The organism is Romboutsia sp. CE17, from assembly GCF_012317385.1.
Lineage (GTDB): Bacteria > Bacillota > Clostridia > Peptostreptococcales > Peptostreptococcaceae > Romboutsia_E.
In genome coordinates this window covers 1,906,418-1,929,550 of the sequence record NZ_CP051144.1, presented here as the reverse complement: position 1 = coordinate 1,929,550, position 23,133 = coordinate 1,906,418, and the positions used below count along the sequence as shown (strand labels likewise).

Genomic DNA, 23,133 nt, shown 5'->3' with positions numbered 1-23,133 from the left:
AAATAATAATTTGAGGTGGATAAGATGCAAGAAAATATAATTAGTTTAATAGATGAAAACGGAGTAGAAAGTCAATTTGAAATAATATTAACTTTAGAAGCAGAAGAAAAAGAGTATGCTATATTAATGCCTGTTGAAGATGAAGAAGCAGAAGAAGCTTTAATATTTAGAATAGACCAAGATGAAGAAGGTGAAATATTAGTACCATTAGAAAGTGATGATGAGTATGAAACTGTTGTAGCTGTATATAATGCTATAATGGAAGAAGAAGGATTAAACTACGACGAAGACGAGCAATAAAATTTTTTATAAAACCTACTTGATTTTATATTAAGTAGGTTTTTACTGCTTAAATTTAAAAACTTTGGGTAATAATATAGATATATGCATAAAGTAAAAATTATAACTAATTATACATAATTTGTGGACTTTATTCTCAATTGAAGATTAAATGATATATATAATATACTAAATTTATTGACAATATGTATAAATCTAGTATAAAATTTTTACTAAGAATTATCAATTGAAAAATAAAAGGGTGATATAATGAAGAATACAATGGACGAACTAAAAGATAAATTAAAGGAAACGGGATTTAAAATTACTCCTCAAAGAAGAGCAATAATAGAAATATTATTAAAACATGAAGACGAACATTTAAGTAGTGAAGAAATATACGATTTAGTAAGAGTGGATTGTCCGGAAATAGGTCTAGCAACAGTATATAGAACAATGCAGTTATTAGATGAAATAAATGTAATATCAAAGCTTAATTTAGATGATGGATGCGTAAGATATGAGATAAGCTTAAATGAAGAAGATTGTCATCATCACCATCATTTAATATGTAGTAAATGTAATAAAATAATAGAAGTAAAAGAAGATTTATTAGATAGTATTGAACGTGAAATACAGTCATTGTATAAATTTAATATAGTAGATCATGATGTTAAATTTTATGGTTTATGTGAAGAATGTAATAAAAATGTAAGTCCTAAATAAGGACTTACATTTTTATTAATGAATATATTATAATACATATCAAAGATATAATAATTAAAATCTCTAAGAAATTGCTAAAGTATCCTCCTACCTTAAGATTTCCTAATGAAATTTTTTTATTGCTTAAAGGATAGAATAATGGGACACCTTGACGAGTAAATAAATCACCTAAAAATATATGACTTGCATAACTTATAGTTCCCCAAAATGATAAATTGTATATATTAGTTAGTATCTCTATTTGTTTAAGTAAAAGATAAATTATGATAATCGCTAAAATACTATGAGATATTCCTCTGTGTTTTAACCACGGAAAAATAGCTAACATCATTATAAAAAGAATTATATGTATTTTTGTATTTACTAAATAAAGGCAAGTTCCTAATAATAAAAATATTAGCGATAAGAATATCTTTCTTAAAAAATTATGAGTTAATTTTGATTCAATTATAAATATAGAAATAAATGTTATAACTGAGCTTAAATAGAAGTTATCATTTATTTTTAAAGAAAAAAAGAATATTAAAATATTAATGAGATATATTAATATTTTGTATATAAATTTAGAAAAATTTTTTTTAAAGAAAAGATGAGAAATTGTAGAATTTGGTTCATCTAAATCAGGAAGTAAAGAAAAAACTGCTGATATTATAATGGAAAATATTGAAATTGGTATTTTGAAAATTAAAGATGCCTGTATAGATGCTAGGACACCTATAGTACAATGGGTTCTACCACGCATAAATCCTCCTAAATATAATAGTTTAATATATTCAGAGGATATCAGAATAATTTGTTTTTGTCAAAATAATGAAAGAAATGTATTTTAAATATTACTTAAAATATAATAAGATTTGTGGTACAATGATAATAACTGGTAGAGTTCGTGATTTGATATTATTTAAATTTAATATATAATGTTTGGAATTTAGAAAATTAAATAGACAGAAGGAGATGGTGTAGTTGTTCAAGAAGAACGCCAATAAAATCAAGGTAGCAGCCCTAGGTGGACTTAATGAAGTTGGTAAAAATATGACCGTTATTGAATATAAAGATGAGATAGTTGTAATTGATGCGGGATTAAGTTTTCCAGAAGATGAGATGTTAGGGGTAGATATAGTTATACCGGATATAACTTATTTAATGAGAAATAAGGACAAAATAAAAGGTATATTTATAACACATGGTCACGAAGATCATATAGGAGCGCTTCCTTATATTCTAAAAAAATTAAATGTACCTGTTTATGGTTCAAGACTTAGTATAGCTCTTATACAAGTGAAGTTAAAAGAGCATAAACTTAATAACGTTAAGTTAAATGTTGTAACTACTAGACAAATTATAAAGCTTACTAATATGGATGTAGAGTTCATAAAGATGAATCATAGTATACCAGATGCTTACTCTATAGCCGTACACACAGACAAAGGTATAATATTCCATACAGGAGACTTTAAAGTTGATTTAACTCCAATAGATGGAGATGTTATGGATATGCATAGAATCTGTGAGTTAAGCCAAAAGGGAGTTCTTTTAATGTTAGCAGATAGTACAAATGTTGGGAAGCCAGGATATAGTATGTCTGAAAAAACAGTGGGAACAGGATTAGATGATTTATTTAGAAAAGGAAATGAGAGTAGAATAATAGTTGCTACATTCGCATCTAATATACACAGATTGCAACAAGTAGTTGATTTAGCTGCTAAATTTGGAAGAAAAATAGCTGTATCAGGTAGATCTATGGTAAACGTAGTTGGAGTTGCAAAAGAATTAGGATATTTAGATATTGAGGATGATATGTTAATTGATTTAAATGATATATCAAAATATCAAGATAATGAGTTAGTGATAATAACTACAGGTACTCAAGGAGAGCCTATGTCAGCTCTTGCGAGAATGGCAAGCTCAGAACATAAAAAAGTAGAAATAAAAAAAGGTGATTTAGTAATAATATCAGCTCATCCAATACCAGGTAATGAAAAATTGATATCTAAAGTAATTAACTTCTTATTTGAGAAGGGAGCAGACGTTGTATATAATGATATAGCAGATATACATGTATCAGGTCATGCGTGCCAAGAAGAATTAAAACTTATGCATAGATTAGTAAGACCTAAATACTTTATGCCAGCTCATGGTGAATATAGAATGCTAAAGAGACATGCAGAACTTGCTCAGAGCTTAGGTATGCCAGAAGATAATGTGTTTGTTATGCAAACAGGAGAAGTATTAGAATTAGATAGAAATTCTGCTGCAGTAACAACTCGCATACCAACAGGAAATGTATTAGTTGATGGATTAGGTGTTGGTGATGTAGGAAATATAGTATTAAGGGATAGAAAACATCTTTCTGAAGATGGTTTAATGATAGTTGTTGTAACTATATCTAAAGAAGATGGAAAAGTATTAGCTGGTCCAGATATTATATCTAGAGGATTTGTATATGTAAGGGAGTCTGAAGACTTAATGGATGGAGCTAAGAATGTAATAAAAGACGTATTAGTTGAATGTGAAGAGAAAAATATAAAAGAATGGGCTTACCTAAAGAATAATATAAAAGAAAACTTAAAAGAATATTTATATCAAAAAACTAAGAGAAACCCTATGATACTTCCTATAATAATGGAAGTATAGGATTGACAAAATAGACATGAATTTATTTCATGTCTATTTTTTATTTTAAATAATATATATAAAGTATAAATATATTTTTAGGAGGTTCTTATGAAAATATATGAAAGTGCCACAAAACTAGCAAGTGATATAAAAGATAGTAAGGAATATAAGGCTTTCCAAAAAAGTATGAAAGAATTAAAATTAGATAAAGACAGTGAAAATCTATTAAAAGAATATAAGCTAGGTCAAATGGAGATTCAAAGTTATAAAATAAAAAATAGAAAAATAGATAAAAAAACTATGAGAAAGATTCAAACTTTAGAAGATAGAATTAAAAATAATGAAAAAGTCTATAATTATTTAATAGATGAACAAAATTTTATGAATATGATGAATACTATAAATATAATTTTAGGAGAAACAGTACAAGAAGATTATAAGTAAATATAGGAGATATATTATGAAAATACTAGTGATGAGAGTTGATTTAAGAGCGAATTGGGTACATTCATTAAAAGAAAAAAGAATGATTGTTAAGAGTATATTAAAAAAACTTCAAAATACATTTAATATATCTGCAAGCGAAATATCTAATCAAGAATTACATCAAAGAATAACCATAGGAATCTCTAAGGTAGATTTGAATGATGCTCAGTGTAATTCTTCTATGGAAAGTATTATTAGGTTTGTAGAAGAAAATACAGATGCAGAAATTATATCAATAGAAAGTGAAATAATACATTATTAGTTTAGCTCGTGTAAATTATTAAAATTTTATTAATTTGCACGGGTTTTTTGTTTGTTTTTAGTAAAAAATAATTATAAATAAATTTTAATAGGAGGTCTTATATATGGATAATAAAATTCAAAATAAAAATGCTAAAATAGCCTTAAAGCAGGTTAAGTTTGAAATAGCGGCAGATTATGGTATGAGTCATGAAGATGTTTTTGATATAATAGAGAATGCTAAATCAAATGGTATACTAAGTAATTATTTTGAAAAATTAGAATTAAAAAGAAACTTAGAACAAAGCGTATCTCCTACACATTTCGAATAAAAAAATATAACTGTGAAAGACTAATCTTAAATACAAATTAAGAGGTGACATAAATGAAAAAAATATCCAGCATAATATTAGTATTTGCACTTATAATAACAAATACGAATTTATCTTTTGCAGGTGATAAGGAAAATAGTAACTTAAATATTTCATCTAAATCAGTTATTTTAATGGATGTTGGAAGTGGACAAGTTTTATATGAAAAGAATTCACATGAGAAATTGCCACCAGCGAGTGTTACAAAAGTAATGACAATGCTTTTAATATGTGAAGCATTAGACAGCGGAAAAATAAAAATAGATGATCAAGTGCAAGTAAGTGAAGTTGCATCTAGTATGGGAGGAAGTCAGATATTTTTAGAGCCTGGAGAAACACAAAGTGTAGATACTTTACTAAAAGGTATTGCAGTTGCATCTGCAAATGATGCTTGTGTTGCTATGGCAGAATACATAGCAGGAAGTGTAGAATCATTTGTTGATATGATGAATGCTAAAGCTAAGGAGCTAGGGATGAATGATACACATTTTGTGAATACTAATGGATTGCCAGTAGATAATCACTATACATCTGCTTATGATATTGCAACAATGTCTAGAGAGCTATTAAAACATGATAGAATAAGTAAATACTTAACTACTTGGATGGATTCAGTTGTTGTAGGTAAAAAGCAATCAACGATAGGTCTTGCAAATACTAATAAATTAATTAAACATTATCAAGGGGCAACAGGTGTTAAGACAGGATTTACACAACAAGCTAAATATTGCTTATCGGCATCAGCTAAAAGAGGTGATACACATTTAGTAGCAGCAACGCTTGGAGCTGAAACATCTCAAGAAAGATTTAAAGATGCATCAAGTCTTTTAAATTATGGATTTGCAAATTATGAAAGTGTGAAATTATGCTCTAGAGATGATAAAATATCTACTCTAACTATGGAAAAAGCAGAAGAAGAAAAGATTAGTTTAGTAGCAAAAGATGATTTATCAGTTCTTATAAAAAAAGGTGACTCTAAAGAGTTTACTAAAAAAATAAAAGTATATGAAGAATCTAAATTACCTATTAAAAAAGGTACAGTTCTAGGTATTGTAGAAGTTTATAGGGGAAAAGATAAAATTGGAGAAGTAGAATTAGTCAATAATAAAGATATAAATAAAGCTAGCTATTTAAAAATGTTACAAAGAGTAATAGATAATATGTTATAAAGTTAACTTACATGATAAAAGAGCAAGGTTTAATATAAAACTTGCTCTTTTATCATGTAAATTAATAGATGAGATATAGATAAAAGTAACTATAGAAAAATTTTGATTATAACTTTATACATGTTATAATAGTAGTACTAAAAATATATAATAGGAGAGAAAATATATGAATCTTTTAAGTGATATATTAGTAAATTTAGTAGCTATTGCTATTGCATTATCGGTACATGAGTTTGGGCATGCACTTTCAGCTTACTTATTAGGAGATAATACAGCTAAAGCCTATGGTAGATTAACTCTAAATCCAGCTAAACATGTTGATCCAATAGGTCTAATAACTTTATTAATTTTCCATATAGGTTGGGCTAAACCAGTACCTGTTAATCCAAATAATTTTAAAAATTACAAGTGGGGAAATGTAATAGTATCTTTATCTGGAGCTATAGGGAATATAATTACAGCAATAATAGCTTTAATTATAGCTAAGAATTCTCATATGTATGCTATATACACAATAGCTTCAACTACGGCAGCTTACAATATTGCTTTTGCAGCATTTAATTTAATTCCAATACCACCGCTTGATGGATGGGGAGTTGTATCAGCTTTTATACCTTTAAAATGGAGTGAGTTTGTTTATAAGTATGAAAGTTATGGTCAGATAATATTACTACTTGCAATATTTACAGGAGTATATACTATAATCTATAGTCCGATATATACAGCCATTGTAAGTATAGTAGGGGTATTTTTATAAGTAATTAGAATTTAAAGAGGTAACTTAATGAAATATAACATACATTTACAGGTATATGATGGTCCTTTAGACTTATTATATGACATGATATCAAAGCAAAAGATAGATATAAAAGATATATCTATTACAGAGATAACTAAACAATATTTGAGCTATCTAGAAATGCTTGATAAAATGGATTTAGAAATAACTAGTGAGTTTATAACAATGGCATCGAAACTTCTTCAAATAAAATCTAAATACCTTCTGTATAAGCAAAAGGATAATGAAGAAGAGGAAGATCCAAGATTAGAACTTATGGAGAAGTTAGAAGAATATAAAAAGTATAAGCTAGCTGCACAAGATATAAAAAGTAATGTAACTGATTTAAGTGAAGTATTCTATAGAAAAAAAGAAGAAATAATAATTGATGAAAAAATAGATTTAGAAGATATATCAATTGAAGCTATAAAGATGATTCTACCACGAATTTTAAGAGTAAATACAAGTGAAGATGATACTACTAAAGATGAAAAATTAAATAAGATTGTAAAAGGCAGAATTGTTTCAGTAGAGGAAAAAATGGTATATATAAGAGATATTATAAAATCTAAAGAAAAAATTCACTTTACTAATATAATAAAAAATTGCGATAAAAACGAAGTAATAGCTACGTTCTTATCCATACTAGAATTAATAAAGTCAAAAGAAATAATAGTTGAACAAGATATATTCTTTGATGATATATTAATAAAGAAATGTTCGGAGTGATAAAATGAAACGTGAGGATATTAAGCATATTATAGAATCAGTAATGTTTGCATATGGAGAGCCTATAAGTATAAAAGAACTAAATTCGATAATAAATGAAGAACTTTCTCCAAAAGAAATTGAATATATGTTACATTCTTTAAGAGAAGAATATAAGGAAAATAATAGAGGTATTCAAATAATAAAATTAGAAAATAAGTACCAAATGTGTACTAATAAAAAATATGCAGACTATATTAAAAAAGTCCTTGAACCGAAAAAAAAGAAAACTTTAAGTCAAGCTACATTAGAAACCTTGACTATTATAGCGTATAAGCAACCGATAACTAAGGTTGAAATAGAGGATATAAGAGGCGTTAAGTGTGATAAGGTTATTCAGACTCTTTTAGAAAATGACCTTATTAGAGAAGCTGGAAGATTAAATAAAATAGGTAAGCCTATAATATATAAAACCACAGATGAATTTTTAAAATTAATAAATATAGAAAGACTGGAAGACTTACCTCCTATAGAGAATTATGAAAATGAAGATATACAAAATATAAACTAATAAAAAATGTCCATAAGACTTAGAATCTTATGGACATTTTTTATAGTAGTAGATTATAGAATACTTGTTTTGTATATAGAAATTACAAACATAAATAATTAATCTCGAGTAACGATATAGAATTAGTATAACTAAGAGAATTTATTATTTGAATGATTTACTTATTATATTAAAAATAATAGATTAAATTTTATATTATAAATTTATAGAAAAAGTATAGATAATTATCTTTTAGAAAATAATAGTAACATGAAATATAATGCTATATACAACTTTTCTCTTATTATAATTATATTAATATTAACTTTATTAATAATTTTAAAATCAAGGATAAATATAATATTTACAATAGATATAAATAATAGTGATTTTTTTATAAAGTTAAATATCAAATACTTTTTTAATTTATTAAATATTAAATTGCAGATTTATCCTCCTAAAAATAAAAAAAATAAAAATAGGAAGATTAATAAAAAAAATGAAAAGGAGAATGTAAAAAAAATAAAGCTAAAATTATTGTTTCGTGAATTTTTTAGTATTTATAAACTGTCTAAAGAAACAATGGTAAAAGAACTTTATTCAAATATAAGTTTTGGTAATAAAAATATATATTTTACATCTTTTATATATTTATTCATAAATATCATTTATGCTAATTTAAGCAATATAATTAGTCCTCAAAAAATGTATTTAAATGTAAGACCTAATTATATAGAAGATTATATAAAGGGAAATATAAGAATACATATAAACCCTAGAATAAGTGATTTATTTAAATTAACTATATCACTTATAAAGATTAATAGAAAAAATAAGGATGGTGGTAATCATGAGAGCAACAGGTTCAATACAAAGTCTTATGGAAACAACTCTTGAAACTATAAAGGGTTCTATAGATGCTAATACAATAATTGGTGATCCAATAAAGACTGATAATACTGTAGTTGTACCTATTTCAAAAGTAACCATAGGATTTGGAATAGGTGGTGGAGAATACTCTAAAGGATATGATAATAAAAAAGATTTAGAGATTAATAATAAGAGCAATGATACTAATTTTGCAGGTGGTAGTGCAGGTGCAATTTCTGTACAACCGGTAGCATTCGTAGTTGTAGAGAATGGAGAAACAAGATTAATGAGTTTAGATGATAATATTAATTTAGTAGATAATATATTGACAGCTACACCTAAAGTTATCGAAAAAATTCAAAAAATGAATAAGGAAAAAAATAATAAACAAAAAGAAAGTAAGTGTAAAAAATAGAATATAAAAATCTTAATTTAAGAATTAAATAATATATAATTACTATAATTTTAATTTAAAAAATAAAACTTTTAGAGTATAATAGATAGGAGATGTGAATTTAACGGAGTATAAACAACTAATAGCGGCGTGGGGTGAGAAAATGAATGAAAAAAATTTGGCTCAATTAATACTTTATGATATAGAGCTATTTAATAATTTTATAAAGAATATAAACAAAGAGAGGAATATAGAAAATAAAACGTTAACGGAAAGACAGTTTTTTGTTTTACTAAAGATATACAAGTATAAAAAAATGGAACTTAAAAATTTAAGTAAGGAACTTAATGTATCAACATCAAGTTTATGTATTTTATTAAATAAGTTAGTAGATCAAAATTATGTGTATAGAAAAGAAGATAGTAGAGATAGAAGAAATACGTTTTATGGAATAACTGAGTATGGAGAGGCAGTTATAAATAATGAAATGAAGACTATATCCTCTATTATAGAGTCGAAGTTCAATGCATTAAGTAGCGAAGATAGAACAATTATGGTTGAGTCATTACAAAACATTAAAAGTATAACTAAGAAAATGATTGATATGGAAATATAAAAAAGAACTATGTAATATTAAATGTTACATAGTTCTTTTTTATATTAATAATAGATAATTGTATGCTTAAATTTCAATATTTATTAAACTAATGGTATAATATTCTTAATATAAAAAAATTATAAAAATTGTTTTTATAAAGAAATTGATATAACTTTTTAATTTAATAATGGAAATGTAATTATAGATAAAAATAACTTTAAAGGCCTCAATTTTAAAAATATTTAAATTGATTCGGAAGTCTTGAAGATGGATATGATAATTGAAATAGAGAGCTATATAAGTAGATAGTCTGAAATATTATCTATAGTACAAAATAAAAATTGGAGGAGATATGGATAATATTCAAGTTTTTGATGGAATAAAAGAAGAAAGTAAAATTAAAATCAGAAAATTATTAAATTCAAAAATCTTAAATAAAAATGAAATCTTATTTAATGAAAGAGATAATTTAGAAAAATTATTTTTTTTAAAAGATGGAAAAATATCTGTATTTAAAATGAGTGAAAGTGGAGAGCGTAAAATAATATTTATACTAAACAAAGGTGAAATGATAAATGAGCTTTTAATTGATGGTATAAAAACATCTTCTATAGGATGTGAGGCTTTTGAAAAATCTATCATACTTGAATGTAATGCAGAGGATTTTATTAAAGTTATGGAAGATGACCTTAGACTAACAAAAAATATTTTAGTTCATATTCAAAATAGAAATCGTAGATTATATAGACAAGTTAAAAATTCTATATCTATAAGAATAGATAAGAAGTTAGCTGCTAAACTATATAGAATGGGGAAAGAATTTGGAGTTAAAAAAGGACAATGGACTTTTTTAAATGTAAATTTGACTATAACTTATATAGCGGAGATGTTAGGGTGTAAAAGGGAAACGTTATCCAGAGCTATGAAAATACTTCAAGATGAAGATTTAGTTAAACTAGAAGGAAAAAAAGTATATATTAGGATGGAAGGTCTTTCGAAATATTTTAAAGGCATGTAAATGTTATAACCTTAAGATAAAGGATTTAAACTTTATTAAATCTTTGTTTTAAGGTTTTTTTGTATAATTGTTTTTATTAAAGAATACTTAGTTGTGATAATTATCACAGACTTATAATTAATCAGAGTGTTAATATTTATTTAACAAAGTATAGGGGGGAATTTAGATGAAGATAAGATTAGATAAATCAAGCTTTAATAAAGGTCTTAAGTCTTTAAAATCTGAGTATAAAATTTTAGCTCCTGTTACAACTCCTTTTAAAGGAATTTACTCAGATACAGACTTAACAAAATATGAAGAAATAAGTAGCTTTGAAGAAATAGAACTTAATAAAAAATCTAGTTTTTCGGTTAAAGAAGTTATATTTCCTATAAATCAAGTTCTATTTTATTTTACAGAAAAAGAATATAAAGAAAGTGATATAGAGAATATAAAATTACTAGTTTTCTTGAGAGCATGTGACTTAAATGGTATAAAAAGACTAGATGAAATATATTTAAATAATGGAGCTGAAAAAGATTACTATTATAAACGATTGAGAGAGAAAGTGAAATTTGTACTTATTGGATGTAAAGAAAGTTTTAGAAATTGTTTTTGTGTTAGTATGAATTCAAATAAATGTGATGATTATTCAATGGCTATAGATTTTCGAGATGATGAAATTTATTTAGACATAAAGGATGATGAATTAAATGTATTTAAAGGTGAAAGTGTAGATTTTGAAGTTAGTTTTGTTAAAAAAAATACAATATCTGTAAAAATACCAGATGATATAGAACCAATATCAATAGCTAATAATACGATGTGGGAAGAGTACAATAGTAGATGTATAGGATGTGGAAGATGTAACTTTGTTTGTCCAACTTGCTCATGTTTTACAATGCAAGATATTTACTATAAAGAAAATGAGAATGTAGGAGAAAGAAGAAGAGTATGGGCCTCTTGTCAAATAGATGGATATACAGACATGGCAGGCAATCACTCTTTTAGGAAAAATCAAGGTGAAAGAATGAGATTTAAGGTTATGCATAAGATATATGATTTCAATAAAAGATTTGGATACCATATGTGTGTAGGATGTGGTAGATGTGACGATGCATGCCCTCAATACATATCATTCTCAGAATGTATCGATAAGGTAAATAAATTAGTATGTGATAAAGGAGAGTTAGAGTAAATGAACCCATATATACCAGTATCTTCAAAGATAATAAATATAACTAAGCATACAGATATTGAATGGACTTTCAGAGTAAAATGCAATACACAAAATGTACTTCCAGGTAAATTTTATGAAATATCTATACCTAAGTATGGGGAAAGTCCAATATCTGTATCAGGATATGGTGAAGATTATATAGATTTTACTATAAGGAACGTAGGGAAAGTAACTAGTGAATTATTTAATTATAAAATAGGGGATAATCTTTTTATAAGAGGACCTTATGGAAATGGATTTAATGTTAATTTATATGAAGGTAGAGAGATAATTGTTGTAGCTGGAGGAAGTGGTTTAGCACCAGTAAGAGGGATAGTTGAATATTTTTATCATAACTTAGATAAATGTAAAAGCTTTAAATTAATTGCTGGTTTTAAGTCTAATGATGACATTTTATTTAAGGAAGATATTAAAAAATGGAGTGAAAAATTAGATATAATTATAACAGTAGATAAAGCTGATAAAGATTATAATGGAAATGTGGGATTAGTAACAAAATATATACCAAAATTAAATATAGATGATATAAACAATACATCAGCAGTAGTGGTGGGACCTCCTATGATGATGAAATTTACTGTTGCTGAATTTTTAAAAAGAGATTTAGCAGAGCATAATATATGGGTTTCGTATGAAAGAAAAATGTGTTGTGGGATAGGTAAATGTGGACATTGTAAAATGGATGACACTTATATTTGTATAGATGGACCTGTATTTGATTATTCTTATGCTAAGAATCTTGTAGATTAGGAGGTAAAAATATGATAAGAGATATAAATACTAAAACATTAATTAAAAATGCTTATAGGATTACTAAAAATAAATATGAGACATCTCTTAGAGTTAGGATACCAGGTGGATGTATTGATCCAGAAAGTTTGATAATAGTATCTAAGATATCTAATAAATATGGAAATGGTCAGATTCATATAACTACAAGACAAGGATTTGAAATTCTTGGAATAAGCATGGAAGATATGAGTGAAGTTAATAAATTAATTCAACCAGTAATAGAAAAAATGGATATAAATCAGAAAGAAGAGAATAAAGGATATCCTGCTGCAGGAACTAGAAATATATGTGCATGTATAGGAAATAAAGTCTGTCCAAAGGCTCAATATAATACAACTGAATTTGCAAAAAAGATAGAAAAAGCTGTATTTCCAAATAATCTTCACTTTAAGATAGCATTAACAGGATGTCCAAATGATTGTATAAAAGCTAGAACTCATGACTTTGGAATAATAGGTATGACTTTGCCTATTTATGAAAAAGAAAGGTGTGTTTCATGTGGCGCATGTGTTAAAAAATGTCAAAAACTATCTACTGGTGCTTTAAAAATGGAAAATTATAAGATTGTTAGAGATCATGATAAATGTATCGGATGTGGAGAATGTACTTTAAACTGTCCAACTAGTGCTTGGACTAGAGATTCAAAGAAATATTATAGATTAGCTATAATGGGTAGAACTGGAAAGAAAAATCCAAGACTAGCAGAAGATTTTCTTATTTGGGTTGATGAAGAATCTATAATTAAGATAATTATGAACACTTATAAATATGTAAATAAATATATAGATTTAAATGCACCAGGTGGTAAAGAACATATTGGATACATAGTTGATAGGACTGGATTTATGGAGTTTAAGAAATGGGCATTGGAAGGTGTAGAACTTAGTGATATGGTTAAGGTAAGTGAAAATATTTATTGGAGTGGTATAAGATATTAAGTAAATTTTAGAGAGTTAAAAATTAGATATAATTTAAGTATGTATAAAATATCTTGAGAAATAATATGAGTTATTTGAAATAGAAAATATAGTTTTACAATATAAAATGAAATTCCCCAGGAAATTTAGATATGGTAAAAGTTTAAAAATATATAAAACATAGAAAAAAGAAGATTCTATATAAAAAAGTATAAAAATACTCACAAAAAACCATATAAAAATTTGGATTAAAAAAGCTATGAAGAAGATTTATAATCTTCTTCATAGCTTTTTTATTTTAATTGAAGCTGGATTCATCACTTTTAAATATATAATAGGGGATATATACAGAGGTTGTTAATCCAGTAAAAATAAGTATACTTGAAATATTACAACTAGAAAAACTATAAGTATATTCAGAACCTATAAACTTGTTCAAAAGAAAGATAAAAGAAAAATAAATTACACACATTATTAAGTTATCTTTTATAGCTTGTTTATTAAGTTTAAACTTTCTAACTTGGACCATATAAACATTGGCATAAAGTAACAAACTATTAGAAAATATATACGCTAAATAAAGAAAATTTGGAAAATTATAAGGTATATATTTAAAGAAGATTAAATTGCCAATAGAACAAACCAGGCTCCAAGAAAAATATATGTTAAATAACTGATATTGCTTAAAAAACAATATAGCTATACAAATATATTCAGTAAATCTACAAATATCAATAGGTAAAGAGTTTAGCGCAGAGTAGTTATCAACAGAAAACACAAAAGCTTGTTCCAATACGATTTCTAAAAGTATCATTAAACAAATTATCTTCTCAACTATATAACTATAAGGAAGTAGATTTTTTGTTAACTTTGGAGAAAAGTATAAGAACAATGCAAAGAAAAAAAGTACAGTCAAATGATCTTTTGAGAAAATAAAAGTATTAACCATATAATTATCTCCTATTTATTTAATTAAATTTATATATACTCATATTATTCTAAATATATATATGAAAATCCTATTTATATACATTATATTTTTAAGAAAAAATTATAGAATATAAATTCATTGTAAGTAACAAAAAAAAGTTAATCTAATAAATTAATAATATATTAAAAAATAAAATCATTTTAAGGAAGTGGATAATTTGGATAAGGGAAAAAATAAGGTCTGTGTTGATTGTGGCAGCAAATATTGTCCATGTCATCTAGCGTTCTCAGGAGAATGTATAAAATGTAGCTTAATAAGAGGTGAAAAAACTTGTGATTGTTCATGGCAGGGCGTATGTGTCTACAACGAAGTACAACATAATAAAAATCAAATATTAAATAATAGAAAAGAACATGTATGTGAAATTTTGGAAAAAAGGGAAATTGAAGAAGATATTTTCTTAGCGAAAATAAAAATACCTAATACTTTGGCTATAGAGTTAAATGTAGTAGGAGCATATGTATTATTAAAAGCAATAAATAGAGATAGTTCTATTTATAATGCTCCGATATCAGTAATGGATATTGATAAAGAAAATAACATACTAGAGATTATTATAAAATCAAGAGGAATAAAGACAAAAACTCTATTAGATTTTAATGAAATCATAGTAAAAGGACCATACTTTAATGGTATTTTTGGAGTTGATAAGATAAAAAAAATAAAGCAATCAAACTGTATAGTTATTTTAGGTGGATTATCTCAAGTTAATTCAATAAATGTAGTAAAAAAACTTCTAGATAATAATAATTCAGTAGAAGTTTTTTTCAATAAAAATTTAACTATTTTAGATGAAGTAAAAGAAAAGTTAAATAATCTAGGGGTTAATATTCATATTATAGATATAGAAGAAGATAAAGATTTCATAACTGATTATATTAAAAGAAATGATGTAAAACTTGTTTATAGTGGTGGCAACAATACATTTAATAAATGTATGAGAAACTTAGTAGATAGTGTAGATAAAGACATAGCATTATCAATAGCAAATAATAATTTAATTTGTTGTGGAGAGGGTATTTGTGGCGCTTGTACAGTAAATGTAAATGGCGAGCGTATAAAGTCCTGTAAAGCTCAAATTAATAGTAGAGACTTTCTAAGAATCATGTAACATAAAAGTATTAATATGATTTATAATTATTGAAGTTAGGGGGAGATGCTAAATGGCAACTGTTGTAGTAATTGGTGGTGGTTGGTCTGGATGTGCAGCCGCAATAAGTGCAAAAAAAGCAGGTTGTGATGTAATTATCCTTGAAAAAACTGATTTATTATTAGGTCTTGGGAATGTTGGCGGTATAATGAGAAACAATGGAAGATATACAGCTGCAGAAGAATGTATAGCCTTAGGGGGTAGTGAATTATTTGGATTAACAGATAAATATACTAAACATAAGGATGTAGATTTTCCAGGACATGATCATGCTAGCATTTATAATGTAACAAAAATAGAGAAACCAGTTAGAGATTTAATAAGAGGAATGGGGATTGATGTAAGATTTTTTAGTAGGGTTGTAGATGTAGAGGTTGATGGACCAAGAATAAGGGCGGTTGAGCTTGAAGATGGAGAAAAGATCTATGGGGATGCTTTCGTAGAAACAACAGGATCGTCAGGACCTATGGGTAACTGTACTAAATATGGAAATGGATGCGCAATGTGTATACTAAGATGTCCATCATTTGGTGGAAGGGTTAGTATTACAGCTAGATGTGGAATTGAGGATATGATAGGAAGAAGAAATACAGGGGACTATGGTGCATTTAGTGGTTCTATGAAATTATTAAAAGAATCTCTAAGTGAAGAAATACAACATGAGCTAGAGACAAAAGGATGTGCAGTAGTTCCTTTGCCAGAAGAACTAAGAAATTCAGAAAAGCTAGATATTAAAGTTTGTCAACAATATGCTCTTCCAGCATTTTCTGAAAATATAGTTCTTATTGATACAGGTCATGCAAAACTAATGTCACCATTTTTTAATTTAGAAAAATTAAGAATGGTACCTGGATTTGAAGGGGCTCTAATAGTAGACCCATACTCAGGCGGTAAAGGAAATTCTATTAGATACTTATCAGTATCTCCAAGAGATAACTACATGAGAGCAAAAGGTATGAAAAATTTATTTGTTGCAGGGGAAAAGTCAGGTTTTTATGTTGGTCACACAGATGCGCTCCGTATCTAAACACAAATTATTCAGGCCAGACTGCGTCCATGAAAGTCCCTTATAAAATATTCTTATCTCACCAGAATCCCCATCCCAAGTAATCTTATCAACTATAGAGTTAATAAGCATCTTCTTCTCATCAATACTAGCACTATCAATCAACTTATTGAACTTATTTAAATTATCAACAACCAAATCAATATTAAGCATCTCCAACTCGATATCATTATCAAACTCATTCACATCATCAAGCTTACTCTTTAACTCTTCAATTTCCAAACCAAGCTTATCAATTTGAGCAATTACATACTTTGCACTAGCTTCATTTACTTCGCTTAACTTTAGGACTAGCTGATTTATAGCTTTTTCTTTATTTTTTATTTCTTCTTGTATTAATGTGCTATCCTTTGGTTTTATTGCTTTGAAGTTATTTTTCATCTTCTCATATTCACTTATTAAAACTTCTTTATCTGTTAATTTTATTTTATTAAGTACAAAGTCCTCAATTTCCTTTCCAGTTATATTAGAGTTTGAGCATTTATACATTGTGTATTTCTTATTGCATTTGTAGTAGTATGATTTTCTTTTATTTTCACCTTTTCCATAAGAAGAGTATGTTAAAACCATTGCGCTACCACATTTTGCACATTTTAATATTCCTGATAATAAACCATTTTTACTTGACCCTGTTCTACATCCTTTTTTACTTTGCTTATCTACAACCTTTTGGATTTCTAGCCATGTTGTATCTTCTATTATTCCTAAGTGTTTTGATACCGCATATATCCAGTTGTTTTTATCTACTTTTTTGCCGTTTCTGTTTTTACCGTATGTTAAGTAGCCACATCCATTTGCTTCTCCTGTTGTTAGGATGTTGTTTATTTCAAAGTAGTGGTGCGTTAGTTTGCTTGATTTTACGTATATTGGGTTTGTTAGTATTTCTTTTACCATTGATGGTGTTATTGTTCCACCGTTTTTTCCTGTTATTTTATTTTTATATAAATATTCACTTACTTTTGTTAATGATCCTACTTCTAAGAATTTGTTGTAGATATCATTAACTAGTGGTATTTCTTCTTCATTTACTTTTAGAATGTTGTATTTACGTTCTTTTCCATCAGATACGTATTTTATTATTTCAGTATCATATCCTAATGGTAATTGGCCTCCAAGCCATTTCCCATCTTTAGCGAGTTCTCTCATGTTATCTCTAACACGTTCAGAGATTGTTTCTCTTTCAAGTTGTGCAAATACACTTGAAATGAACATCATAGCTCTTCCCATTGGTGTTGTTGTGTCAAATTGTTCTTTTATTGATATGAAGCCTATTCCTAGTGAAGATAAGTCATCTATTAAGCTAGAGAAGTCTGATACGTTACGGCTTATTCTGTCTAGTCTATAGCAGATTATTGTATCGAACTTTTTTGATTTTGCATCTTCTAACATCTTTATAAATTCTGGTCTATTTGTATTTTTACCAGAAAAACCTTCATCTTCATATATTAAAAATTCTGTTACGCCTAATGTCTTGGCATAGTCTTTACATAGTTGAACTTGATTTTCTACAGACTCACCTTTGCCTGTAAATTTTGATTTTCTAGAGTATATCGCTACTTTCATAAATTCACCTCCGTAGCTAGTTCAATATATAACTTATATATAGTATTTGTATAAGTTTATTAATTATTTGAGTTATTGAATAAAGGTTAAATTTATATTTTATATGCTTAGTAGTAGGAATTAAGCGAATTTTGAATTAAAGGTATATATAAATATATGAATTAAATATATAACTAATTAATAAATTATTTAGAGTTATTAAAGGAAAATAACCAAATTAAGTGTAAAAAAATATATTGGTAAATTAAATGATGCATTTACCAATATAAATATTAAAAATAAGAAGTTTTACATAACTGAGAAATTAGGTTTTTCAATTAGATTAAGTTTATCTAGATTATTAAATTTGAGATCGACAAGCTCTGTTGTTATTCCAAAAATTTTTGCTATTTCAGAATTTGAATAACCTTCATATGTGCTGAATACATTATCATCTAGTAAGAACTCACAACAAAATTTATCAGCTTCTAATTCTAGTTTTTTTACAAATAGTTTATCGTAATTTTCTAAATTCAATGTGTTAATGTTTGGGTGAAATAAAGCATGTCCAAGTTCATGGGCGTAAACTCTATTTCTTTCGTGTTCAGAAAGTGAAGGATTTATAAGTACAAATTTTACATTATCTAATTTAAAGTAACATCCATCTGGTAATTTAGTTTCAGTAGTATCTACTAAAAAACTAGTGACAACTTTAAGTTCATTTAAAACATCTAATGCACTTAAACCGGGATAATACTGTTTTATAATTCTAACTGTTTCTCTTATCTCTTTTAAAATCAAAACTATTCTCCCCTTTTATATATCGATTGCTTGATTAAATAATTTTGAGCAACGGACTAAGTCGTTGCGACATGAACAAAGCTAATTTTATTTATTTTTCTCTTTATCAATAGCTAATAGCATCCCCATTTGAATAGCCTGTAAAACTCCATCTATAGCTTCTTTTGAAGCTGGCTTTCCAGAAAACATTAAGCCGTCTTGCTTTAGCATTTTTTCTGCGTTTTCTAAAATTACTTTTATATCTTTTTCTGATTTATTAGATATATCACTATCTTCATAAGTTCTATTCTCGCTTAGCCCTAATAAATAATCTGTTGATACTTCAAGTGCTTCTGCAAGTCTTGTAAGTACAGCTGATTTAGGTTCTCTTATTCCGTTTTCATATCTTGATAAACTTGCTTCGGTTATGTTTGCTTTTTGAGCTAGCTCTTTTTGATTTATATTTAAATAACGCCTAGCTCTAGAAATTCTTTGGGCTATTGTCTCCAAAATTCATACCCTCCTTTGGTTAATTTTTACATATTATTATTATAATTTAATGATAGCACAGTATTACATAAATGGAAATAAAAATATACAAAATGTAATAAAATGAGTAAAAAATGTATAATTCAATAAAAAAGTGATAATTTTTATAAAAAAATTACCATTATTTCATTGACACTGTAAAAAAATGGATGTACTATTTAATTACCGAATTGCAATAAAATTTTAAATTTTAGAATATAAAAATTATAAAGGAGTATTAAAAATGGGATTAAGGATGTTAAAGGTAAAGCGTATGATAATAGGATTAACGCAGGCTGATGTTGCAAAAAAACTAGGTATAAACGTTAAAAGCTATAACTTTAAAGAAAATGGAAGGTCAAAGTTTACTTTAAAAGAGCTTAGAAAAATGACTGAGATTTTTAATCTTAATGAAGAAGAGATAAGAGAAATTTTTTTTGATTAATACTTACCGAAATGATAATAGAATAGGGGGATTATAAAATGGAAAATTTAAAGATTTTTACAAGTGAGGAATTTGGAAATATAGGAGTTATAGTAAAAAATAATAAAGAATATTTTGAAGCTATACCAGTGGCCGAGGTTTTAGGATATACAAATCCAAGGGCAGCTATAATTAGACATTGTGAAGAGGACGGGGTAACGTTTCATGACGTGGGGGTAGTTCGTAGAAATGACTCAAATAGAAGTGATTTTATTCAGTATGTATCAAAAAAGTTTATAGATGAAGGTAATGTATATAGATTAATTATTAAATCGAAATTACCAAATGCTAAGCGTTTTGAAAAATGGATTATGGAAGAAGTAATTCCATCTATAAGAGTTAACGGTGCATATATGAGTGATGATGTTATTAATAAAACTTTACAAGATCCTGATTTTATAATTGAAATGGCTACTAAGTTAAAAGAAGAAAGAAATAAAAGATTATTAGTTGAGAGAAAAGTTGAGAGATTAGAAGAGTGTATGGCTTTTGATAAACCTTATACTGAATTTGGTAAATGTATAGCATCATCTAATGAAGCTATTACAATAGGACAATTTGCTAAGATTCTTAATAATAATGATATTAGAATTGGTAGAAATAGATTATTTAGTTTTCTAAGGGAAGAAGGATATCTTATAAAAGCTGGTAAGGATAAGAATACACCTAAACAGCCTTATATAAAAAGTGGTTTGTTTAAAGTGTGTGAAACTATTATAAATACTGAGAGTGGAGAAAAGATATCTACTACAACGCTTATAACTGGAAAAGGTCAGAAGTATTTTTTAGATATTCTTAAATAAAGAATAGGACAAATTTTATACCTCATAAGATTAAATATGAGGAGGGGATATCATGAAGGAAAGAGTGACTTTTGTTGAAGGAAAGAAAATTAAAAAGATAGTTGAAGTTTTTGAAGATGAAAAGCAAGTTGAAGCATTAAAGGCTAGAGCTACTTTAATAATGCTTAAAAATAGATTAGAAGATTTGATGAGAGAACAAAGTATAGTTAAAAATATTTAATTTAAAGGGGATAACAAATGAGAAAATACTTAGATTCTTATGTAATTTATGAAACTAAAGATATGAATAAGTTTGAGTGGGAAAAAAGAAGAAAAGAAGGTATTGGTGGAAGTGACGCAGCTAGTGTACTTGGTCTTAGTCCATACAAAAGTTCTATAAGTGTGTATATGGATAAGATTGATGAGGTACAAGTTGGTAATTCTTATGAAGATGAAGTTAGTTATAGGATGGAGCTTGGAAATAAATTAAAAAATTTTGTGGCTAATGAATTTATGCTGAAAACTAATAAAAAGGTTAGAAATGTAAATGGAATACTTAGAAATGATAAGTACCCGTTTGCACTTGCAAATATAGATAGAGCTATCATTGGTGAAAAAGCTTTTTTAGAGTGTAAAGTCACTAATAGCTACTCTAAGAAGTTGTGGCAAAAAGAAGTTCCTATTTATTATCAAGTACAGTGTTATCACTATATGGCAGTTACAGGTGCAACTCATTGTTATATTGCGGTACTTATAGGTAATGAAGATTTAGTAATTCATAAGATAGAAAGAAATGAAGAACTTATAAATCAAATAATGGATTTAGAAAAGTCGTTTTGGGACAAGTGTGTATTAGGAAGCTCTTTACCAATACCTGATGGTAGTGATGATTATTCTAAAATGCTTCAGAGCTTATATAAAGATAGTACTGATGAGGAGCTTATATTATTTGAAAAAACTGATTTTTTAAATAGGTATGATGATGTTTGTGAGCTTATAAAGGATTTGGAGATGGAGAAAAAATCAGTGGAGCAGTATTTACAATTACAAATGAAAGAGTATGAAGTGGCTTATTTGGGTGATAGGAAGATTACTTGGAAAAAGCAAATTAGAAATGTTGTAGATACGAAGAGATTAAAAAAAGAACACCCAGAACTAGTAGAGAGATACATGAAAACTATTAGCTCTAGAGTGTTTAGGATATAAAAATAATAGAATAATTGCAAGTTAAAATATTTGAAAATTCAATAAATTTAAAAGGGAGATATAAAATGTCTAATTTAAAAAAAGTGTTAAAAAATAATGAAGCCAAGGGCAATTCTGTAACTGTAAATCCAAGTTATGCAATGAAACAATTAATTGTAAAAATGAAAGGAGAAATTGGAGCAGCTCTTCCAAGTCAATTAAGTAGTGATAGATTTCAAAGAGTGGCGCTTACTGCTTTTAATTCAAATCCTAAACTTCAAAATTGTGATCCAATGTCTTTTATAGCTGCTATGATGCAAAGTGCCCAGTTAGGTTTAGAGCCAAATACACCGCTTGGACAAGCTTATTTAATACCTTATAAAGTGAATGGAATGGAAAAAGTTCAATTTCAAATAGGATATAAGGGTCTTTTAGAACTTGCACATAGAAGTGAAAAGTTAAAGAGTTTATATGCTCATGAAGTAAGGGAAAATGATGAGTTTGATATAGATTATGGTTTAGAGCAAAAGTTAATTCATAAGCCTCTTTTAAAAGGTGATAGGGGTAAAATTATTGGGTATTATGCTGTTTACCATTTAGAGCCAAATAGATATAGTTTTACTTTTATGACTTATGATGAAATTTTAAATAATGGAAAGAAGTATTCTAAAAGTTTTGAAGGTGGAATTTGGGAAAATGAATTCGATTCTATGGCGAAAAAGACAGTTATTAAGAAGCTTCTTAAATATGCTCCTCTTAGTATTGAGATGCAAAAAGCTATTGCATTTGATGAAAGTGTAAAGGAATCCATAAGTAATGATATGTTGTTTATTGAACCTGTTGAGTCGCAACTGCTTGATGTTTCTATATAGTTTCTCTCCATGCAAGTAAAGA

General features: G+C 26.9%; 28 protein-coding genes. 23 read left to right on the top strand and 5 right to left on the bottom strand.

The window, feature by feature from the left end:
• Positions 1-24 precede the first annotated feature (24 nt).
• Complete coding sequence (locus HF520_RS09220) at positions 25-300, top strand: DUF1292 domain-containing protein (protein WP_168573746.1); 276 nt, start codon at positions 25-27, stop codon at positions 298-300.
• 249 nt (positions 301-549) lie between these two features.
• Complete coding sequence (locus HF520_RS09215; RefSeq protein WP_168573745.1) at positions 550-1,005, top strand: Fur family transcriptional regulator; 456 nt, start codon at positions 550-552, stop codon at positions 1,003-1,005.
• A 4-nt stretch (positions 1,006-1,009) separates the two neighbouring features.
• Here HF520_RS09215 and HF520_RS09210 read toward each other — a convergent pair whose 3' ends face one another.
• A complete protein-coding gene (locus tag HF520_RS09210; protein WP_168573744.1) occupies positions 1,010-1,747 on the bottom strand; it encodes a metal-dependent hydrolase in 738 nt (245 codons plus the stop codon).
• 221 nt (positions 1,748-1,968) lie between these two features.
• On the opposite strand from HF520_RS09210, the gene HF520_RS09205 reads away from it, so the two are divergent.
• The 14 genes from HF520_RS09205 (at position 1,969) to asrC (ending at position 13,752) form a co-directional block, all read left to right on the top strand.
• Entirely contained in the window at positions 1,969-3,639 is a 1,671-nt protein-coding gene (locus HF520_RS09205; RefSeq protein WP_168573743.1) for a ribonuclease J, read from the top strand.
• 90 nt (positions 3,640-3,729) lie between these two features.
• Positions 3,730-4,065 carry a YlbF family regulator gene (locus HF520_RS09200; protein WP_168573742.1) on the top strand — a complete coding sequence of 112 codons (336 nt, stop codon included), beginning with the start codon at positions 3,730-3,732 and terminating at the stop codon, positions 4,063-4,065.
• A gap of 16 nt (positions 4,066-4,081) precedes the next feature.
• Positions 4,082-4,369, top strand: coding sequence for a DUF503 domain-containing protein (locus HF520_RS09195; RefSeq protein WP_168573741.1), 288 nt, complete (start codon positions 4,082-4,084; stop codon positions 4,367-4,369).
• 103 nt (positions 4,370-4,472) lie between these two features.
• Positions 4,473-4,679, top strand: coding sequence for a CD1290 family small acid-soluble spore protein (locus tag HF520_RS09190; protein ID WP_168573740.1), 207 nt, complete (start codon positions 4,473-4,475; stop codon positions 4,677-4,679).
• A gap of 53 nt (positions 4,680-4,732) precedes the next feature.
• Positions 4,733-5,887 carry a D-alanyl-D-alanine carboxypeptidase family protein gene (locus HF520_RS09185; protein ID WP_168573739.1) on the top strand — a complete coding sequence of 385 codons (1,155 nt, stop codon included), beginning with the start codon at positions 4,733-4,735 and terminating at the stop codon, positions 5,885-5,887.
• Positions 5,888-6,053: 166 nt separating this feature from the next.
• Entirely contained in the window at positions 6,054-6,644 is a 591-nt protein-coding gene (locus tag HF520_RS09180) for a site-2 protease family protein (RefSeq protein ID WP_168573738.1), read from the top strand.
• Positions 6,645-6,671: 27 nt separating this feature from the next.
• Positions 6,672-7,394: a segregation and condensation protein A gene (locus HF520_RS09175; protein WP_168573737.1), complete on the top strand. Its 723-nt coding sequence runs from the start codon at positions 6,672-6,674 to the stop codon at positions 7,392-7,394.
• A gap of 4 nt (positions 7,395-7,398) precedes the next feature.
• Positions 7,399-7,944: an SMC-Scp complex subunit ScpB gene (gene scpB, locus HF520_RS09170; protein WP_168573736.1), complete on the top strand. Its 546-nt coding sequence runs from the start codon at positions 7,399-7,401 to the stop codon at positions 7,942-7,944.
• Positions 7,945-8,773: 829 nt separating this feature from the next.
• Complete coding sequence (gene ytfJ, locus HF520_RS09165) at positions 8,774-9,208, top strand: GerW family sporulation protein (RefSeq protein WP_168573735.1); 435 nt, start codon at positions 8,774-8,776, stop codon at positions 9,206-9,208.
• 142 nt (positions 9,209-9,350) lie between these two features.
• Positions 9,351-9,803 (top strand): MarR family winged helix-turn-helix transcriptional regulator, encoded by a 453-nt coding sequence (locus HF520_RS09160; RefSeq protein WP_168573734.1) that lies wholly within the window; start codon positions 9,351-9,353, stop codon positions 9,801-9,803.
• 334 nt (positions 9,804-10,137) lie between these two features.
• Positions 10,138-10,803, top strand: a complete 666-nt coding sequence (locus HF520_RS09155) for a Crp/Fnr family transcriptional regulator (RefSeq protein ID WP_168573733.1) — start codon at positions 10,138-10,140, stop codon at positions 10,801-10,803.
• Positions 10,804-10,969: 166 nt separating this feature from the next.
• Complete coding sequence (asrA, locus tag HF520_RS09150; protein ID WP_168573732.1) at positions 10,970-11,980, top strand: anaerobic sulfite reductase subunit AsrA; 1,011 nt, start codon at positions 10,970-10,972, stop codon at positions 11,978-11,980.
• Positions 11,981-12,772, top strand: a complete 792-nt coding sequence (gene asrB, locus HF520_RS09145; RefSeq protein ID WP_168573731.1) for an anaerobic sulfite reductase subunit AsrB — start codon at positions 11,981-11,983, stop codon at positions 12,770-12,772. It begins immediately after the preceding gene.
• Between the two features lie 11 nt (positions 12,773-12,783).
• Positions 12,784-13,752, top strand: a complete 969-nt coding sequence (gene asrC, locus HF520_RS09140; RefSeq protein ID WP_168573730.1) for a sulfite reductase subunit C — start codon at positions 12,784-12,786, stop codon at positions 13,750-13,752.
• A 277-nt stretch (positions 13,753-14,029) separates the two neighbouring features.
• Here the strand turns inward: asrC and HF520_RS15495 are convergent, their stop codons facing one another.
• The gene (locus tag HF520_RS15495) at positions 14,030-14,680 is read right to left on the bottom strand and encodes a TMEM164 family acyltransferase (RefSeq protein WP_168573729.1); all 651 of its coding nucleotides are present in this window, start codon (positions 14,678-14,680) and stop codon (positions 14,030-14,032) included.
• A gap of 190 nt (positions 14,681-14,870) precedes the next feature.
• Here HF520_RS15495 and HF520_RS09130 point away from each other — a divergent pair, with 190 nt between their 5' ends.
• Positions 14,871-15,833, top strand: coding sequence for a hypothetical protein (locus tag HF520_RS09130; RefSeq protein ID WP_243155136.1), 963 nt, complete (start codon positions 14,871-14,873; stop codon positions 15,831-15,833).
• A gap of 52 nt (positions 15,834-15,885) precedes the next feature.
• Positions 15,886-16,899, top strand: a complete 1,014-nt coding sequence (locus HF520_RS09125; RefSeq protein WP_168573727.1) for an FAD-dependent oxidoreductase — start codon at positions 15,886-15,888, stop codon at positions 16,897-16,899.
• Here the strand turns inward: HF520_RS09125 and HF520_RS09120 are convergent.
• The 3 genes from HF520_RS09120 to HF520_RS09110 all read right to left on the bottom strand — a co-directional run bounded on the left by HF520_RS09120 (position 16,858) and on the right by HF520_RS09110 (position 19,770).
• Entirely contained in the window at positions 16,858-18,501 is a 1,644-nt protein-coding gene (locus tag HF520_RS09120) for a recombinase family protein (protein WP_168573726.1), read from the bottom strand. The genes HF520_RS09125 and HF520_RS09120 overlap by 42 nt on opposite strands.
• Before the next feature lie 288 nt (positions 18,502-18,789).
• Positions 18,790-19,281, bottom strand: a complete 492-nt coding sequence (locus tag HF520_RS09115) for an ImmA/IrrE family metallo-endopeptidase (RefSeq protein WP_168573725.1) — start codon at positions 19,279-19,281, stop codon at positions 18,790-18,792.
• 87 nt (positions 19,282-19,368) lie between these two features.
• The gene (locus tag HF520_RS09110; RefSeq protein WP_168573724.1) at positions 19,369-19,770 is read right to left on the bottom strand and encodes a helix-turn-helix domain-containing protein; all 402 of its coding nucleotides are present in this window, start codon (positions 19,768-19,770) and stop codon (positions 19,369-19,371) included.
• Positions 19,771-20,032: 262 nt separating this feature from the next.
• On the opposite strand from HF520_RS09110, the gene HF520_RS09105 reads away from it, so the two are divergent.
• From HF520_RS09105 to HF520_RS09085, 5 genes are all read left to right on the top strand, one after another.
• Entirely contained in the window at positions 20,033-20,233 is a 201-nt protein-coding gene (locus tag HF520_RS09105; protein WP_168573723.1) for a helix-turn-helix transcriptional regulator, read from the top strand.
• Between the two features lie 38 nt (positions 20,234-20,271).
• Positions 20,272-21,075 (top strand): phage antirepressor KilAC domain-containing protein, encoded by an 804-nt coding sequence (locus HF520_RS09100; RefSeq protein ID WP_168573722.1) that lies wholly within the window; start codon positions 20,272-20,274, stop codon positions 21,073-21,075.
• A 52-nt stretch (positions 21,076-21,127) separates the two neighbouring features.
• Complete coding sequence (locus HF520_RS09095; protein WP_168573721.1) at positions 21,128-21,295, top strand: hypothetical protein; 168 nt, start codon at positions 21,128-21,130, stop codon at positions 21,293-21,295.
• Between the two features lie 17 nt (positions 21,296-21,312).
• Positions 21,313-22,260 (top strand): YqaJ viral recombinase family nuclease, encoded by a 948-nt coding sequence (locus tag HF520_RS09090; protein ID WP_168573720.1) that lies wholly within the window; start codon positions 21,313-21,315, stop codon positions 22,258-22,260.
• A gap of 65 nt (positions 22,261-22,325) precedes the next feature.
• Positions 22,326-23,111, top strand: a complete 786-nt coding sequence (locus HF520_RS09085; RefSeq protein ID WP_168573719.1) for a recombinase RecT — start codon at positions 22,326-22,328, stop codon at positions 23,109-23,111.
• The last annotated feature ends 22 nt before the right edge of the window (positions 23,112-23,133 follow it).

Excerpts from the sequence above, each read along its gene's own strand:
- HF520_RS09220 (WP_168573746.1), top strand. The coding sequence starts at position 25 with ATGCAAGAAAATATAATTAGTTTAATAGATGAAAACGGAGTAGAAAGT.
- HF520_RS09215 (WP_168573745.1), top strand. The coding sequence starts at position 550 with ATGAAGAATACAATGGACGAACTAAAAGATAAATTAAAGGAAACGGGA.
- HF520_RS09210 (WP_168573744.1), bottom strand. The coding sequence starts at position 1,747 with ATGCGTGGTAGAACCCATTGTACTATAGGTGTCCTAGCATCTATACAG.
- HF520_RS09200 (WP_168573742.1), top strand. The coding sequence starts at position 3,730 with ATGAAAATATATGAAAGTGCCACAAAACTAGCAAGTGATATAAAAGAT.
- HF520_RS09195 (WP_168573741.1), top strand. The coding sequence starts at position 4,082 with ATGAAAATACTAGTGATGAGAGTTGATTTAAGAGCGAATTGGGTACAT.
- HF520_RS09190 (WP_168573740.1), top strand. The coding sequence starts at position 4,473 with ATGGATAATAAAATTCAAAATAAAAATGCTAAAATAGCCTTAAAGCAG.
- HF520_RS09185 (WP_168573739.1), top strand. The coding sequence starts at position 4,733 with ATGAAAAAAATATCCAGCATAATATTAGTATTTGCACTTATAATAACA.
- HF520_RS09180 (WP_168573738.1), top strand. The coding sequence starts at position 6,054 with ATGAATCTTTTAAGTGATATATTAGTAAATTTAGTAGCTATTGCTATT.
- HF520_RS09175 (WP_168573737.1), top strand. The coding sequence starts at position 6,672 with ATGAAATATAACATACATTTACAGGTATATGATGGTCCTTTAGACTTA.
- scpB (WP_168573736.1), top strand. The coding sequence starts at position 7,399 with ATGAAACGTGAGGATATTAAGCATATTATAGAATCAGTAATGTTTGCA.
- ytfJ (WP_168573735.1), top strand. The coding sequence starts at position 8,774 with ATGAGAGCAACAGGTTCAATACAAAGTCTTATGGAAACAACTCTTGAA.
- HF520_RS09160 (WP_168573734.1), top strand. The coding sequence starts at position 9,351 with ATGAATGAAAAAAATTTGGCTCAATTAATACTTTATGATATAGAGCTA.
- HF520_RS09155 (WP_168573733.1), top strand. The coding sequence starts at position 10,138 with ATGGATAATATTCAAGTTTTTGATGGAATAAAAGAAGAAAGTAAAATT.
- asrA (WP_168573732.1), top strand. The coding sequence starts at position 10,970 with ATGAAGATAAGATTAGATAAATCAAGCTTTAATAAAGGTCTTAAGTCT.
- asrB (WP_168573731.1), top strand. The coding sequence starts at position 11,981 with ATGAACCCATATATACCAGTATCTTCAAAGATAATAAATATAACTAAG.
- asrC (WP_168573730.1), top strand. The coding sequence starts at position 12,784 with ATGATAAGAGATATAAATACTAAAACATTAATTAAAAATGCTTATAGG.
- HF520_RS15495 (WP_168573729.1), bottom strand. The coding sequence starts at position 14,680 with ATGGTTAATACTTTTATTTTCTCAAAAGATCATTTGACTGTACTTTTT.
- HF520_RS09125 (WP_168573727.1), top strand. The coding sequence starts at position 15,886 with ATGGCAACTGTTGTAGTAATTGGTGGTGGTTGGTCTGGATGTGCAGCC.
- HF520_RS09120 (WP_168573726.1), bottom strand. The coding sequence starts at position 18,501 with ATGAAAGTAGCGATATACTCTAGAAAATCAAAATTTACAGGCAAAGGT.
- HF520_RS09105 (WP_168573723.1), top strand. The coding sequence starts at position 20,033 with ATGGGATTAAGGATGTTAAAGGTAAAGCGTATGATAATAGGATTAACG.
- HF520_RS09100 (WP_168573722.1), top strand. The coding sequence starts at position 20,272 with ATGGAAAATTTAAAGATTTTTACAAGTGAGGAATTTGGAAATATAGGA.
- HF520_RS09095 (WP_168573721.1), top strand. The coding sequence starts at position 21,128 with ATGAAGGAAAGAGTGACTTTTGTTGAAGGAAAGAAAATTAAAAAGATA.
- HF520_RS09090 (WP_168573720.1), top strand. The coding sequence starts at position 21,313 with ATGAGAAAATACTTAGATTCTTATGTAATTTATGAAACTAAAGATATG.
- HF520_RS09085 (WP_168573719.1), top strand. The coding sequence starts at position 22,326 with ATGTCTAATTTAAAAAAAGTGTTAAAAAATAATGAAGCCAAGGGCAAT.